The following is a 16,234-nucleotide window of genomic DNA, read 5'->3' as shown; positions in this document are numbered from 1 at the left end:
GACAATATTGATTATTACAACAACAAACGAATAGAACGATAAGGATTTAGTCATGTACAGTATAGGAATAAATCCTTTACTTAAGTTAGTTGTCTAACGTTTTGGTGTCAGTACAAAGGAATAAATAGCTACTTACTTTGTTTCAAAAACTCTCACTGTTGTTTTCAGAAGAGGAATTGATTATCTTTATTATTTACTAAGGTGTGTTTTTTGATGAGAAATAGTAGATCTAATTTAAACGGTAGTAACTAGAAAAATAAAGCTTCAAATTCATGGTTTTATTGTTCTTTCGGAAAAAGTCAATTATACATATATATGTATCAGAAATAAAGTTGGCTACAATTCCATATGATATAAGAAAGGAGTTATTAATATATTAGTAGGTGGATTTGATAGTATTGATTTATTATGCTGAGAAATCGTTTGTGTTGTAAAATGATATATAGAAAGGGTCAAATCAGATGGTGGAAGAAAATAATAATAGGTTAATAGCCTTAATTGAAAATATAAATGATAATTTTAAAATACTAAATTTTTTACCAGAGTTTAAAGTAAAAAAAGTTATAGAGAGTGGTGTTCATAAACAGGATAGTAAGAGAAGGTATTGTTTTAGTGTAGAAAAGGAAGCTGTATTTCAAATTCCATATAGTAATAATATAAAAGAAATTTCTGTTATAGTTGGTGAAAATGGAACAGGAAAAACAACAATAATCAATCAAATATTAAGTGGATCTAAAGAGATATATCTTATTTTCGAGCAGTATAATAATATATATATATACTTTAGTGAAGGAGAAAGTAGAATATCATTACAAAGTTTAGATAAAGATCTCTATATTGATGATCCTCACGAAGGCCTATTCCTTTACAAGCATCCTTATATTATAAAATTTTCAAATGCTGAGGAATTTTCTGATGGAAATATTTATATTCCTAAAGGTGCAATTGATGCTTCTAGATTTGAGAATATATATAATCTTGATAAATTTCAAGCTGTTACGGATAGAGAGGTACCTAATAATAAAAATAATTACTTACGGGAAACAATCAATCAAGTAAGATTTGTTGAGAAATTTAAGCATAAAGTTAGTAAATTTGTTGATTATACACGTAAGGGGGTAACAGTAGGTTTTGAAAGTGATTGGGTAGGCACCAGAAGTAAGCAACTGATTTATTTAGATAAAGTTCAGGGTCTTAGTATTAGTGAGAAGGAAAAAAAAATTATTAATTCTAGGTTGGTAGAATATTTTTCGGTATTGATTAATTACATGATTGAAATAGACTACTCAGAAAACACCTTAGACGATGTTGAGAGACTTTTGAATTTTCATTTGTCTTCTGTTAAGAAGAGTAATTTTAGCGTAAATTATCTCATACCAACTTATGTTAACAGGAGACGATTAGGAGAAGCTTTACCTGGGTCACTAAGTAAGTATGGTTTAGGGCGGGCTTGGATAAGAATGTGGTATCTCTTTTATATTCTTCATTTATATATTGAATTTTTAACAAAGAGAGATAAAAGTAGGGATATATATAAAGGCGATATTGAACGTATTTTTAATCAATTAGATGAGATGGCTATGTATATTGATACTGATGCTGATATAATTATAGAGAGGGAAAGAAATCGAGAGTTAGATAATCTAATTGATAGACTTGTTAACTATAGAGATTTATTTTTTGATGTGGTTCATAATAGAAATAAAGAATATATTTGGCAAGACTTTTGGCGTATATTTGAAGCTCCTTGTACAATGATAGCTAAAACATTGAGTTATAATTCTTATTTTGAAAAGACTGAATGTGACGATTTTATATTATCACCTAAGAGGGTATGGAATAATTTAGAAAGGAAAACATCTATTAAAAACCTAGAATTGTTACAAAAAATAGAAGAGCAGTTGTATAAATTAAGAGCAATTAGTACAGATTTTGAACTTTTATCAATAATTATAGATAATATTTCAAAAGTGGACATCTCCGCAGTTATTGACTCTTTGCGAATAAAATGGACAGGATTAAGTTCTGGTGAACTAGGACTATTAAGATCTTTCAGTAATCTGAATTATGCGAAAACAGTTTTACAGAGAAAAAGATATCCAGAGGTTGACAAGAATAATTTCCTGTTGTTGTTGGATGAGGTCGATTTAGGATTGCATCCAGAGTGGCAACGAAAATGGGTTCATTCAGCTTTACCTATCATTGAAAAAATATTTGAAAACCAGCACTTACAACTTATTATTACTAGTCATTCACCTATCCTTCTTTCTGATATTTATAAAGAAAATGTTATTTTCCTTACAAAAAATAATGATGTAAGTATAAATCAAGAATTTGAAAAAACCTTTGGCCAAAATATATATACCTTATATAAGAGTTCGTTCTTTCTTAATAAGTTGATGGGTGAGTATGCTTATAAAACTATTGAAGATACTGTTGAATATCTGAGTGCAGAGATTAGTGAAAAAACTCTAGATAAAGATAATTTATATTATGAACTCGGAGAGAATAAAAGAAATCTAACTGCCAAAAAGATAATTGACTCTATTGGTGATATTATTATTGCAAACCAGCTTAAAGAGTTATTTGAGAGAGCGTTTCCCCAAATAGATGAAGGATCTGATCTCAGTATGATTGATCAACTCAAAAATCAGATTAATAAACTTCAGCAAGAGCTTGAAGAACTTGAAAGGAATGAAAGAAAATGATGTCTTTAAAACTTCCTAATTATCCAAGAGAGTTTATCGATGCCTACGTCAAATTGATGACTATCCAGTATATAAAGAGAACGATTAGGGAATCTATTCTAGACTTTATTAAAGATGAATATAAAAGTGATCTCAAACAAACTTTCGGAACCGATAATGACTTATTGATAAATAACCTGATTATAGAGCATTATTCTAAAGAGGATTATTATTCTAAGATTATTGGTTATGCAAAAAATCGAGAACAAGATTTAAAAAAAGTTATTGAAGAAATAGTTGGTAAAGAAAACGAACACCTACAAAAAAAAGTGAGAGAAGGAGAATTTCCAAACTATAAAGAGGAAGATTGGTATAAGAGTTTTGTATTGATTGTTGATAAGTTTGTAGCTGAGAGAAATATTAAAGGGGATACTTGTGAATTAAATAATGAGAGAAAGAAACTTCTAGACTATATAAAAAAGAAAAAATATATTCTAGACTTTATTAAAAATGAATATAAAAGATATCTCAAACGTACTTTCGGAACCGCTAGTGACTCATTGATAGATAAATTGATTATAGAGCATTATTTTAAAGAGGATTATTATTTTAAGATTACTGAATATAAAAAAAAACAAGGACAAGATATAGAAAACTATATTAAAGAAATAATTGGTACAAAAAACAAACATTTATTAAAAAATGTAAGAGAAGGAAAATTTTCCGACTATAAACAGGAAGAGTGGTATGAAGGTTTTGTATTGTTTGTTGACAAGTTAATAACTGAGAGAAGCAGAAATATAAAAGAGTTGATTTGTGAGTTAAAGTCTGAGGAAATAACTAATTTAGTTGATTATCTAAGTGAGTTAATTTTAATCCACCCTAAAACCATGGAAACATATATTAATGGTCAAAATAAGAAGAATCCAGGTAGTTTTGAAAGACTTAAAAGGTTATATAATCTAACTCAAGATATTGAGTTAGAAAATAAAAAAGAAAAAATAAATACTTTTATTGTTAAAAATTTTATCAATCCCTATAATAAAGGCTTATTAGTCTGTCCTTATTGTAATAGAAACTATATTAATGATAGAGAGCCTTTTCTAGGTGCTGAAATGGATCATTTTTATAGTAAGGATAAGTATCCAATGTTTGCAGTATCGTTATATAATTTCATTCCTAGTTGCAGTACTTGTAATCACATAAAAAATATACAAGACTTGAAAAATAATCCATTTTTAAAAGAGAATAACTCTGATATAAAATTTGATCTAATAAAAGATAAAGACGAAGGGTACAAAATTAAATTAATATGTGAATCTATTGATGATGAAGAAAAAGAAAATTTTAAAAATGATATATACGATGTTTTGAAGTTGGACAAAGCGTATCAAGTTCATAGTATTGATATTGAGGAAATGGTTAATAGGGAAGAAGAGTACGGACGTGAGCAAAGAAAATTATTAAAATCTATATTTTCGGAGACTGAAGGTGAACTGAATAAAAAGATTGATGCTCTTATTTATGGAGATATTATATTTAAATCAGAAGATGAACTTATCAATATATCATTAGGAAAATTGAAAAAAGATGCTTATGAAAAAATCAAAGATTGGAAAAATTTAGATAGTAATTTGTTGAAATAATCATTGAAGTTTTAGTAGGCGATTTGAAATACTTCAAAGAGGTTATAGTACTTGATAAATTTTTCTGAGAATGCCAGTGTTTTTTTGATAAATGAGGCTAGATTGCTATAACCGTCCATCTCATGTAAGAGTAACTGCCTAGACAATGATATGATGGAATCTTTCTTTGTCTTTACGACATTCGAAATTTTTTACAGTTATGAGAAGGCATTTCGGTTGCTTAACCAACTGAAACAATCTATTTTAGACTATATTGATTATTACAACAAACGAATAAAGGTAAAATTAAAAGGACTTAACCCTGTACTACACAGAACTAAATCCTTTACTTAAATTATTTGGCCAACTTTTTAGGTTAGAACAGTTTGCATGATGTTATTTTTGTTTTCACAAATCTTGTTTTTCAAAAGTAATCAAGCTGAGTGTTGTGAATGCTAGGATAAATCCTACTGCCACGATTGCAGTATTTTGAATGATAGTTTTATCTGCAGTCATGCCGTAATTAAAGTTGATTGACAAGTATTTCAAAATTTCTACTTTAGGGAAGATTGCTGCTGGTACGGTTAAAGCTACTAAACCAAGGGTGTAAGTCACAAAGGTTGTCACGATAGAATGTGTGAGGTAGAGGGCAACTGTGGTCAGACTTACCCAAGCTAGATTACACAAGAATTGGAGAAGGAAAGTTAAGGCAAAGTTTCTAACAAAGTGATCAGGTACAGTTCCAAGACCGTGGCAAAGAGTACCTAGAACAAAGGCAAGGCCGTAAGACAGGAGGAGTTGTCCTAAAGTGATAGCTACAATGACGGTTGCCTTGGCGAAGAAGAACCCGCTCCGTGAAATGCCAGAGGTGAGATTATTCTTGTACAATTTTTGTGCTAAATCAACACCCAAAATGATAGAGACCACAATTAAAGTGAAGAGGACTGTCATGGAGATACTACTAGAGTAATTAATCAGTGATCCGACACCAGTCCACGAAGAGGCGCTTTTAACGGCTTGTTTTGCCCCAGTTTCTACGCCTACATGCCCTGTGCCTCCCAATAGGACACCAGAAATAATGTTTAGGGCTAGGATAATTTCAGAAATCCAAAATCCTTTAGAACGGAAGAGTCGATAGAAATCGGCGTGAATAGTGTGTAACATGGCTCTACCTCCTTTCTGAATCTACTAGTTGTGTGAAGTAGTTTTCTAAGTCTTGACGTTTGTAGTAAATTTCATCGATGTCAACTTCTTGTTTAACCATCTCTTTGACAATTGCCTTTATAACATGGGATTTGTCAAAAATATGAATTTCATTGTCGCTGTTAACCACTTTGAAGTGTTGATGGAGTTGGTCTTGGAGAATGCGACTAGCCAGGGCTAATTGGTTAGTTTTAAGAACGATATAGTCTTCGCTGAGATGTTCGAATTCGTCCTTAGTGATTTCACGGATGATGTGACCGTGATCAATAATGCCAAAGCGGGTTGAAACTTGATAGAGTTCAGACAAGATATGGCTAGAGATGAGAACTGTCATACCTTGCTCTTCGCTCAATTTTTTAATCATTTGGCGGAATTCTTTGATAGCAACTGGGTCGAGACCATTAATCGGTTCATCTAAAATAAGTAGGTCTGGTTTTGCAATCAGTGCAATAGCGATACCTAGACGTTGCTTCATACCCAGTGAGAAACTACGAAATTTTTTCTTGCCAGTGTGTCCAAGTCCAACTGTATCAAGGATTTCATCAATGACCTTGTCAGGATTTGGAACGTGATGAATCTTGCAGTAGTAACGTAGGTTTTGACGTGCATTGAGATGATTCAGGGCAACTGGTGTTTCAATCACAGAACCAACACGTTTCAGTGCGTGAGTCCACTCTGATTTGGAAGCGGAGTGGAAGAGGGAAACACTGCCTTGGCTAGGGCGGATGAGTTTAGTGATGACTTTAATCAGTGTTGTCTTACCTGCCCCGTTTCTTCCGATAAGGCCATAGACCTCACCCTTTTCTAAGGTCAGGTTTACATTGTCGAGTGCTAGGTGTTGGCCGTAACGTTTAGTCAGATGTCTGACCTCAAGTACCTTTTTCATGATAAGCCTCCTTTCGCTTATTTGATACCGCTTTCTTTTCATCTTTATTGTAGTATAAAGTCATTAAATAAACATCAAGAAATTCTCAAATATTTCTTAAATTTTTCAAGAAATCATGAAAATGGTGGTGACTAAATTCTGATAGTGTGTGCTTTAACCCACGATTAAGGTAAGGCCTCTATCTTTGTGTTATAATGAAGAAAAACGTTGAATGTAAAGTTTATTTTGCCTTTTACTAGGAGTCTTTTATGACAAACTATTTGGTCCAGAGGTTTCTCTGGTTTCGTGAGCGAGGCTTCGTCCAAATTACGCAGAAAACCTTGGTTTCGCTCTTTCCCTTTTTCCTATTTTCAGGAATTATTCGGGTGATTTCACTATCTGTCTTTTCGGAGCTTGGTTATATTAACCAATTGTTTTCAGTTTCTGACTGGTTACCGGCCTTTAAGATAACTGGGCAGGTGCTCATTAATCTTTCCAACTTTCTTGGTGGCTTAGCCGGGCCCTTATCAACCTACTTTGCAGGAAAATACACAGCTGGTCACTATGGTAGAAGTACTGGTACAGCTGGTGTGACATCCCTTTTGGTTAGCTTAATTATAGGATCGCAGGAGCTGTTGCTGTCACCGCTAAACGATGGTGTTTTGACTCGCATCAATTTACCGGCATCAATCAACATTATGTTGGCTATCTTTGTGGGCTATCTGGTTGGCCAGATTTTTCGCTTTTCAAGAGCTAGTGATGATCAGATTGTGGACAAGGACTATATTTATCAACCAAAGACCGTCCGTCCCATTTTTTTGTCACTCATTTTAGCTATTGGACTTAACATTCTCTTTGTGATTGGAGAGCAAGATAATGTTTTTCTGACGATTAGGCAGGTTACCTCTACCTTTACTGTAACTGATAATCACCTGTTCTCAACCTTTATGATGGGACTTTTGAACACTTTTTCTGCTTGGATTGGAAATAGTCAGGCTTTTGCCCTAAATTCAATTGCCGAGGATAGTTTTGCCTTGGAAAATTTGACCTATGCTGTTTCCCATCATACGACGACTGGGCTTCCCCACCTTTACACACTAACAAATCTTTATCATAGTTATGGCTTGGTTGCTGGCATTGGCTCAGGGCTAGCCCTCTTGGTGGCTCTGCTTTTAGCATCAACCAGTTATAAGGATAAGAAGGTGAGTCTTCTAAGTGTCTTTCCTAGTCTCTTTAACAATGGGGCTCCATTTATGGTGGGGATACCAGTCTTGCTTAATTTAGTTTATCTGGTTCCTTTCCTACTGGCACCTATAATCAATATGGGCATTGCTGCGGTGGCCTTGGCTATTCATCTTATGCCAGCTGCGGTTTATCCAGTTCCAGATGGTACACCAAGTCTTCTTTTCGCCTTTATCGGAACTGGGGGTAGTTTACGAGCTCTTGCTGTTAGTCTGCTCTGTTTTGCAGTCGACATTGTTATCTTTATTCCATTTGTGCGTCTGTCTAATAAAGTACAACACGGTCTAAAAGAGGAAGGAGAGAGCATTGAAACTAAATAAAAAAACTAAGTTGGTCTTTATCCTTGTTGCTTTCTTTCTCATTGGGCTAGCCGTCCCATCCTATAGTTGGACTAGGAAAAATGTCAAGGAAATAGAGACTTTCTATAATTCAAAATTGTCTCCCATTATCATGATTCCAGGGAGCTCCGCTACGGAAAATAGATTCGACGGCCTAGTACGTAAACTCAATCAAGACCGTCCTGGTGTCAAGCATAGCCTCCTCAAGGTTAAGGTTTGGAACAATGGGCGTATCACCTTTGAGGGTAAAATCAAGGATAAGGATAACGAGCCAGTCATTGTTATTGGATTTGAGAATAACAAAGATGGCTATAACAATATCAAGAAACAAACCAAGATGATGAATCAGGCATTTGAAGCCTTGCAGAATAAATACAATTTCAATAATTTTAAAGGGTTGGGGCATTCAAATGGTGGCTTGATTTATACGGCTTTTATTGAAAATTATCTTAGCGACTACGATGTCAAGATAAATTCTTTGATGACTATCGGAACGCCCTATAATTTCACTGAAACCAATATTAAAAATAAATCGGTCATGCTAGCAGACTTTATAGCTGCTAAGGAGAATATTCCGGCTACCCTACATGTCTATTCGGTAGCGGGAACTATCACCTATGATTCGGACGAATTGGTTCCCGATGCTAGTGTGTCCGCTGGGAAATATATCTATCAGAATCAGGCAAAAAGTTATACTGAAATCACTGTTACAGGTGAAGATGCCCAACACTCGGATTTACCAACCAATGATGAAGTAGTGGAACTAATCAAACAACATATCGAAGGACAAGGTGTTCGTAAGAAGCAAAAGACCAATCTAGAACCTCAATAACCTAGAATACTATGTATTATTAGTCTAGTTAGTTATTATCAAATACAAAAGAATAGAGTCTACGATGGCTCTATTTTTTAGAGTAAGACTAACTCTTTAAGTTGTTGTAACTCCTTGTTTTACAACGTTGGTTTTGTTATAATTAATTGAAAAGAAAAAGATGAATGAGAGGTCCTGATATGCAAATACCAAGTCGCTTTACCATTGCTGTTCATATTTTGACCCTTATAGCACAAAATAAGGGAAATGAAACTAAGCTAACCAGTGATTTAATGGCAGGTAGTGTGGGGGTTAATCCAGTTATTATCCGCAAAACCTTGTCGCAACTGAAGAAAGCAGACTTGATTTCAGTTCAAAGGGGAAGTGGAGGAGCCACATTAGCCAAAGCACCAGAGGAGATTAACCTTTTGCAGGTTTATCGTGCGGTGGATAGCATCGGTCCAAGTGGCAAACTCTTTAGTTTTCATGACAATCCTAATCCAGCGTGTCCAGTAGGACGTAATATCCATGGGATTTTGGATCAGAGCCTAGAAGACGTTCAAATGGCAATGGAAAAAGAACTCGAAAAGAAAACTTTGGCTGGTATTTTAAAGGATGCTAAGGCCAACTGGAAAGAAGCTGGAGCTTGATTTTTAGATTTTAAACTATAAGAAATCGAAAGTTTTTCGGTTTCTTTTTAATTTCAGGTTGTAATAATTGACATTACAATAAAACTAAGTATAATAATGTCATATAAATGATTACAACAAAGGAGAAAAACATATGACATACGACTACAATAGTAAGATTTACGTCGCGGAGGCAGTACTTAATGTAAAGGACTTGGCACGTCAGACGGCCTTTTATACACAGATTATAGGACTTGAAATCCTATCTCAAACTGCAACAGAAGTTGTTTTGGGAGCTGGAAACAAGCCGCTAGTTCACTTGATTGAAACCAATCGTGAGGAAGCGGTCAAGTCTAGTTATGGTCTCTACCATATGGCAATTTTATTGCCATCTCGCGAGGATTTGGCAGATGTTTTCAAACATATTGCTGAGCTAGACTATCCATTTGTCGGTGCAGCTGACCACGGTTATAGTGAAGCCCTTTATTTGGAAGACCTTGAAGGCAATGGTATTGAGCTCTATAGAGACAAGCCTGTTGCTGAATGGGATATTCGTGAGGATGGTCGCATCGTTGGTGTAACAGAAGAACTATCAGCTCAAGAAATTTACGAGATGGGACGCAAGGTTGAGCCTTTTGTGATAGCTAAGGATACTCGCATGGGGCATATTCATTTATCGGTCAAAGATAGTCAGCTAGCAACGGCTTTCTATCAGGATGTTTTGGAGCTGGCAGATAAGTTTACCATTTCAAGTGCTAGTTGGATTGCTTCAGGTGATTACCATCACCATTTGGCTGTCAATGAATGGGGTGGCAAAAACTTAGCCAAACGTGACAAAGAGATGAATGGTCTTGCCTACTACGTCCTTGAAGTAGAAGACAAAGAAGACTTGATTACCATAGCAGAACGTGCTAAGAATTGTGGAGCAGAGGTCAAATGGCTATCTTCTAATGCGTTAATCTTGGAGGATAATGATGGTATTTTGACACGGATAAGAAAAAAATATTAACAATTAGTGATTTTTAAGTCGTAACCATTGACATTATATTAAGGATCTATATAATAGTTATTGTAATCAAAGTTATTACAAATAAACTTAACAATTTTAACAATTAACATATATCACAAAGAAAGAGGAAATAACGATGACAAACTTTACAGATTTACAAACAAAACGCCGTTCTATCTATGCATTGGGAAAAGATGTGGAACTTTCAAATCAAGAATTGATTGATACTATCCAAGAAGCGGTTCTTAACACACCAACTGCTTTTAACTCACAAACATCACGTGTGGTTATCTTGCTGGATGAAGAATCAGATGCTTTCTGGAATGAGATTGCTTATTCAGAGCTTGAAAAAGTAACGCCAGCAGAAGCCTTTGAGGCAACAAAAGAACGTTTGGCAGGTTTTGCCCAAGCTAAGGGAACAATCCTCTTCTATGAAGATCAAGATGTAGTGAAAGGCCTTCAAGAGCAATTCCCACTTTACGCTGAAAACTTCCCAATTTGGTCAGAGCAAGGTCACGGAATCGCCCTTTATGCGACGTGGTTGGCTTTGGCTGAGAAGAATATCGGCATGAACGTACAACACTACAATCCACTTGTGGATGCCCAATTGGCTGAAAAATACGACATTCCAGCTAACTGGAAACTCCGTGCTCAAGCGCCATTTGGTCAAATCGTTGCACCAGCAGGAGATAAAGACATCCAGACAGAAGGTCGTTTCAAAGTTTTTGGCGACAAATAATCACTTTAATTTAGTCAGTCAGCTTGCCAGTAGGCTACATACTGACTGAACAAAATCATAATGATAAGACAAATGACTAGCAGGATTGAAGAATCTTGCTAGTTTTTTCTATTTCAAAACTAGTAATGCCTAAGAAAATGTATAGCTTGAATTTTGAAACTTTCCTTAGGTGATAGCAAATGTCAGCGATCTTCTCCGAAGTTTCATGAGTAAAGTTTGAGCCCTCGATTTTTTATTTTTAGGCTCAGGTTAAGACAGTTCTCCAAACCTCTGAGTATCTAAAATTATTTGGTTTTGGGTACTTTCTTAGCGGTATCTTTCACATCAATTTTTCCAAGTCGTTTATCGAAGGAGAGATACATTAAAAGGTTTGAAAAGGTGAGCTGCTTATATTTTATTTCCAATGATTTTGACAATGTTCTTTTTATTTTTGACAAAGATGCTTGTCAAAAATAAAAAGAAGCGTTACAATAGTTTTAGACGAAGGAAGGAGAGGTATTCTTATGGGAGCCATATGGATTCTATTTATCCCTTTTCTGCTTATAGTTTATGCAAGCTCAGAAAAGAAGATAAAAGGATTGAACAGACGCATCAGACGATTGGAAAAACAATTGAAAGGAAATCAAGAAATGTCTAGACTTTTAGAAGAATTAAAAGGACAAACGGTCAGTATTAGACTAAATGGTTTTGGAAGTAATTGGGAAATTGTTGATTGTGATGAAGATTGGGTTAAATTAAGCCGTGAGGGCATTAAACAACATAGGGTGACAAAATTAGTTCGTATTGAAGATGTTGAATTAATTCAGCAATTGAGGTAGTCATCATGAGATTAAAAAATCGTCTGAAAGAGTTGAGGGCGCGTGATGGGCTCAACCAATCTGAGCTAGCCAAGCTAGCAGGGGTCTCGCGTCAGTCCATCAGTCTCTTGGAACGGGGGGAATATACTCCTTCGGTTATTATTGCCATCACCATCGCCCAGGTTTTCAAAGAGCCTGTGGAAAATGTTTTTAGTCTAGTAGAGGAAGAGGAATGATTATGAAAAAGCAACCACAAAAAAGATTTCCACGTTACCGTTTTTGGAGAAATGTAGGGATCATTACAGTTTCTGGTTTGATCGGAGGAGTTATCGGAGTTTTGACAGGGATGTTCGGATCAGAAAAGCCAATTGAAATTCAATCTTTCTTTAGTACAGAAGTACTCTATTTGGGTTCTGCAGTTTTATTCCTGATTGTGTTTATGATTACGATGGGCTTACTGATGTGGGGAAGAAAAGTCCATCAAAAGATGCTTCAAATAGAAGATGAAGATGAGGCATATCACTATGACGTTCAAAAGAAAAAACTTTATGGTTTAGCAACCATTTTTAAAGGAATCTTGATTTTACCATACTTTTTAGTCGTCATATTTTATAGTCAATTGATGTCTATGGATAGACCTGGAACAGGAAACTTGTTTTTTATCTTTGGAGATTTTACCATGCTCTATCTCTTTCTTATCTTGATTGCCCTATTTTTCCTATCGGATATCTTCTTTCGCAAGACCTTCCATCTGATTTATGGAAAATCGATTCCCCGCAATGCTAATGCCAAAGAAGTGCGGGAATTTATGATGAGTATGATGGATGAAGCAGAAAAGCAGATTAGCTACGAGGAAAACTATGAAATTATCATTAAGTTAAGCAATTATATCTTGCCTTTTGCTTTAATTGGAATTTTCTTGATTGGTACCTTTTTCCATACCGATATCTTATTAGCCTTAGTAGTTGTATCACTGATTTATCTCTATATCTTGGTCTCACAATACAAGATTACCAAACGTTATTATAAAGAGTAAAGGAGTCATCCATGTTAGAAATTAGAAATTTAGAAAAAAGCTTTGGGAATAAGCAGGTTCTCTTCGGAGTAGATCTGACAGCTCAACAAGGGCATATCCTTGGCTTAGTTGGGAAAAATGGTGCCGGGAAAACAACTATTTTCCACAGCATCTTGCGCTTTTTGGACTACAGCGGTGAGATTCGCCTAGGTGGCAAAGCGATTACGCAAGAGACCTACAAGGAAATTGGTTATTTGCCAGAAGAACGTAGTCTCATGCCAAAACTCACGATTTTTGAACAGGTCCGCTATTTGGCTGCCTTAAAAGGAATGAGCACCGCCGAGGTCAAGGAAAAATTACCGACCTGGATGGAAAAACTCCAAGTAAAAGGGAAATTGACCGATAAAATCAAGAGCCTTTCAAAAGGGAACCAACAGAAGGTGCAACTGATCATCACCTTGATCCATGAACCTAAATTGATCATTTTAGATGAACCCTTTAGTGGGCTGGATCCGGTCAATACAGAGGTGCTCAAGCAGGTCATCTTTGAAGAAAAAGAGCGTGGGGCAACCATTATCTTTTCTGACCACGTCATGACCAACGTCGAAGAGTTGTGTGATGATATCCTAATGATCCGTGATGGTTCGGTTGTCCTTTCAGGGCCTGTCCAAGAGGTCCGGAATAGCTATGGCAAGACTCGCCTCTTTGTCTCTAACGACTTTAGCAAAGAAGAGCTAGAAGCTCTGCCACACGTGACCAAGGTCAGCATGACCAAGCAAGGGACTTGGAAGCTGATCTTGGATGATGCGTCAGCTGGACCAGAATTATTTGATCGCTTGACCAAGGGCCACTACCTTGCGACCTTTGACCACCAAGCCCCAACTATTGATGAGATCTTTAAACTTGAATCAGGAGTAGAAGTATGAAACAGATGTTTGTCGTAATGAAAGAAACCTATATCAGACAAGTGAAATCATGGAGTTTTCTCTTCATGGTCTTCGGTCCCTTCCTCTTTTTGGGATTGGGCGTCGGAATCGGTTATTTGACGGATTCTTCTACAGATGCTAAGAATCAGGTGGCCTTGGTGACAGAAGTGCCAGCTGTCAAAGAAAGCCTCAAAGGAACCGATAACTTGACCTTAGACTACAAAGATGAAGCTGCTGCTAAAAAAGCCATCAAGGATGAGAAAGTTGCTGCTTACTTGACAGTTGATGAAAAAGATGGTCAGCTAGAAGCTACTTATGTGGGCGACCAAGCCATGAAAACAGAATTGAAAACCCTTGTCGCTGCGAAATTAAGCCAAGTCCAACAAGGAATCAATCTAGCGCGTGCTAATCTAAGCAAAGAGCAACTGACGGCCTTGTCTCAACAGGTTTCTCTCAAAGAAAAAATTGATGAGAAAAAAGAAGGCTTGAAAATGGTGCAAACCATGGTTGCAGGTGGTCTGGGAATGTTGCTTTATATGATATTGATCTTCTACTCTAGTATCACAGCCCAAGAAGTAGCCAGTGAAAAGGGAACTAAGATCATGGAAGTGGTCTTCTCTAGTATCAAAGCAACCGACTATTTCTTCGCACGCATGCTCGGACTCTTCGGAGTGATTTTTACTCATATTTTTGTCTATGTGATTGGTTTAGTAGCTGTTTGGATTTTTAGAGCAGATATCCCTGTTGTCAAGGATTTTCTCGCTCCAAACTCTCCAATTACCCAGCACCTAGCAGAGTCAATCTCGCTCAATACGGTCTTCTTCATTATCCTTGGGATCTTTATGTATGTGGTGCTCTCTGCCTTCTTAGGCTCCACAGTTGCACGACCTGAAGATTCAGGGAAAGCGATTTCGCCACTAATGATGTTAGTTATCTTTAGCTTCCTTGGGGTAACCACCTTGGGAAGTGCCGGTGATGTCTTCTTATTGAAGATCGGTTCGTACATTCCTTTCTTCTCAACCTTCTTCATGCCTTTCCGTACCATAAATGGTTATGCGACTGGTCTTGAATCTTGGTCTTCTTTAGGAATTGCGGTTCTCTTTACCATCGTGGGAACAGTTCTCATCGCCCGTATCTATGCGAGCCTGATCCTTCAGACCGATGACCTCGGACCATGGAAGACCATCAAACGTGCTCTTAGCTATCGCTAATCAAACAAGCTCTCAGTTACAGCTGAGGGTCTTTTATTTCGCAATTGATTTTTGAAACCCTTTTCACTACAATAGAGATACAGAAAAGGAGGCAGTGATGAAGTATATTGATTTTGCTGAAAATGAGCGTTTGTCAACGATTGTCCTTGGGATGATGCGTATTAGCGAATTGAGTGAAGACGAGGTCGAGGCCTTGGTGGAGGCAGCCTTGTCGATTGGAATCAACACCTTTGATCTTGCGGATATTTATGGAAATGGACAGTGTGAGCAGCTCCTTGGTAAGGTCCTCAAACGTCGCCCAGATCTTCGTGATCAGATGTGGATTCAGTCTAAGTGTGGGATTCGCAAAGATGGCTTTACCTATTTTGATTTTTCGAAGGATTATATTTTGGATTCCGTTGATGGCATCCTCGAGCGTCTGCAGATTGAGCGTTTAGATAGCCTTCTCCTTCACCGACCGGATGCCCTCATGGAACCTGAAGAAGTGGCAGAAGCCTTTAATCACTTGGAGCAAGCTGGCAAGGTACGTCATTTTGGGGTATCCAATCAAAATCCTATGATGATGGAATTGCTCAAAACGACAGTCAAACAACCTCTCAAGGTCAACCAGTTGCAGTTGAGTGCAGCCTTTACGCCGAGCTTTGATGCAGGTTTTCATGTCAATATGGAAGGACCGAAGGCAGCCATGAGAGATGGCAGTGTCTTTGAATATTGTCGCTTAAATGATACGGTGATTCAGGCCTGGTCTGTCCTCCAGCATGGCTATTTCAAGGGGAATTTTGTCGGCAAGGAAGAGTTTGCGGCTCTCAATCACGTCCTCAATGACTTGGCGAAAAAATACCAGATCACTCCGACAGCTATCGCTCTTGCTTGGGTCCTCCGCTATCCGGGTAAGATGCAGGCCGTCATCGGAACGACCAAGCCCCAGCATGTCCTTGAAGCAGGGAAAGCAGCAGAGGTGAATTTGACCCGCAAGGAATGGTACCAAATCTACCTGGCTGCAGGAAATGATTTGCCTTAGAATCTTGTTATCAAACCAGATTCCACTCTAATCGGTAGTCTGGTTTTTTGTTTTGTGGTCTTCAGTTTTTTCTTGACAAGCCTTTCCTTTTTATGATATCTTTTAGGCAACAAGTG

15 protein-coding genes and 1 pseudogene are annotated in these 16,234 nt (G+C 36.8%); 14 read left to right on the top strand and 2 right to left on the bottom strand.

Features of this window, described 5'->3' with window-relative positions; translation table 11 throughout:
• The first annotated feature begins 461 nt into the window (after positions 1 to 461).
• From AX662_RS06670 to AX662_RS10380, 3 genes and pseudogenes are all read left to right on the top strand, one after another.
• The gene (locus AX662_RS06670; protein WP_060971975.1) at positions 462 to 2,708 is read left to right on the top strand and encodes an AAA family ATPase; all 2,247 of its coding nucleotides are present in this window, start codon (positions 462 to 464) and stop codon (positions 2,706 to 2,708) included.
• Complete coding sequence (locus tag AX662_RS06665; RefSeq protein WP_060971974.1) at positions 2,705 to 4,333, top strand: hypothetical protein; 1,629 nt, start codon at positions 2,705 to 2,707, stop codon at positions 4,331 to 4,333. Before AX662_RS06670 ends, AX662_RS06665 begins: the two co-directional genes overlap by 4 nt.
• 114 nt (positions 4,334 to 4,447) lie before the next feature.
• Positions 4,448 to 4,666, top strand: a pseudogene (locus AX662_RS10380) (IS3 family transposase); the annotation flags it as partial.
• A gap of 54 nt (positions 4,667 to 4,720) precedes the next feature.
• Here AX662_RS10380 and AX662_RS06660 read toward each other — a convergent pair.
• Both AX662_RS06660 and AX662_RS06655 read right to left on the bottom strand, forming a co-directional pair.
• Complete coding sequence (locus AX662_RS06660) at positions 4,721 to 5,476, bottom strand: ABC transporter permease (protein ID WP_060971973.1); 756 nt, start codon at positions 5,474 to 5,476, stop codon at positions 4,721 to 4,723.
• Between the two features lie 4 nt (positions 5,477 to 5,480).
• A complete protein-coding gene (locus AX662_RS06655) occupies positions 5,481 to 6,401 on the bottom strand; it encodes an ABC transporter ATP-binding protein (RefSeq protein ID WP_059749207.1) in 921 nt (306 codons plus the stop codon).
• A 248-nt stretch (positions 6,402 to 6,649) separates the two neighbouring features.
• Between AX662_RS06655 and AX662_RS06650 the strand changes: the two genes are divergently transcribed.
• From AX662_RS06650 to AX662_RS06600, 11 genes are all read left to right on the top strand, one after another.
• Entirely contained in the window at positions 6,650 to 7,942 is a 1,293-nt protein-coding gene (locus tag AX662_RS06650; RefSeq protein ID WP_048675316.1) for a PTS sugar transporter subunit IIC, read from the top strand.
• Positions 7,929 to 8,792: an alpha/beta hydrolase gene (locus AX662_RS06645; RefSeq protein ID WP_060971972.1), complete on the top strand. Its 864-nt coding sequence runs from the start codon at positions 7,929 to 7,931 to the stop codon at positions 8,790 to 8,792. The genes AX662_RS06650 and AX662_RS06645 overlap by 14 nt, the downstream gene beginning before the upstream one ends.
• 179 nt (positions 8,793 to 8,971) lie before the next feature.
• Positions 8,972 to 9,421, top strand: coding sequence for an Rrf2 family transcriptional regulator (locus AX662_RS06640; RefSeq protein WP_049553619.1), 450 nt, complete (start codon positions 8,972 to 8,974; stop codon positions 9,419 to 9,421).
• Positions 9,422 to 9,554: 133 nt separating this feature from the next.
• Complete coding sequence (locus AX662_RS06635; RefSeq protein ID WP_060971971.1) at positions 9,555 to 10,409, top strand: VOC family protein; 855 nt, start codon at positions 9,555 to 9,557, stop codon at positions 10,407 to 10,409.
• 136 nt (positions 10,410 to 10,545) lie between these two features.
• Positions 10,546 to 11,148 carry a nitroreductase family protein gene (locus AX662_RS06630; RefSeq protein ID WP_060971970.1) on the top strand — a complete coding sequence of 201 codons (603 nt, stop codon included), beginning with the start codon at positions 10,546 to 10,548 and terminating at the stop codon, positions 11,146 to 11,148.
• Positions 11,149 to 11,651: 503 nt separating this feature from the next.
• On the top strand, positions 11,652 to 11,966 hold the full coding sequence (locus tag AX662_RS06625; RefSeq protein WP_060971969.1) for a hypothetical protein: 315 nt from the start codon (positions 11,652 to 11,654) through the stop codon (positions 11,964 to 11,966).
• 5 nt (positions 11,967 to 11,971) lie between these two features.
• On the top strand, positions 11,972 to 12,181 hold the full coding sequence (locus AX662_RS06620; protein WP_002885361.1) for a helix-turn-helix transcriptional regulator: 210 nt from the start codon (positions 11,972 to 11,974) through the stop codon (positions 12,179 to 12,181).
• Entirely contained in the window at positions 12,178 to 12,981 is an 804-nt protein-coding gene (locus tag AX662_RS06615; protein WP_173018562.1) for a DUF3169 family protein, read from the top strand. Before AX662_RS06620 ends, AX662_RS06615 begins: the two co-directional genes overlap by 4 nt.
• An 11-nt stretch (positions 12,982 to 12,992) precedes the next feature.
• Positions 12,993 to 13,886 carry an ABC transporter ATP-binding protein gene (locus AX662_RS06610; protein WP_021153540.1) on the top strand — a complete coding sequence of 298 codons (894 nt, stop codon included), beginning with the start codon at positions 12,993 to 12,995 and terminating at the stop codon, positions 13,884 to 13,886.
• Positions 13,883 to 15,097 carry an ABC transporter permease gene (locus AX662_RS06605; RefSeq protein WP_060971968.1) on the top strand — a complete coding sequence of 405 codons (1,215 nt, stop codon included), beginning with the start codon at positions 13,883 to 13,885 and terminating at the stop codon, positions 15,095 to 15,097. The genes AX662_RS06610 and AX662_RS06605 overlap by 4 nt, the downstream gene beginning before the upstream one ends.
• Positions 15,098 to 15,194: 97 nt before the next feature.
• On the top strand, positions 15,195 to 16,118 hold the full coding sequence (locus tag AX662_RS06600) for an aldo/keto reductase (RefSeq protein ID WP_060971967.1): 924 nt from the start codon (positions 15,195 to 15,197) through the stop codon (positions 16,116 to 16,118).
• Positions 16,119 to 16,234: the final 116 nt, after the last annotated feature.

The sequence above is a fragment of the Streptococcus sp. CCH5-D3 genome, from assembly GCF_001556435.1.
GTDB lineage: Bacteria > Bacillota > Bacilli > Lactobacillales > Streptococcaceae > Streptococcus.
The sequence above is the reverse complement of the archived record's forward strand: the minus strand, read 5'-3'. Positions and strand labels throughout refer to the sequence as shown.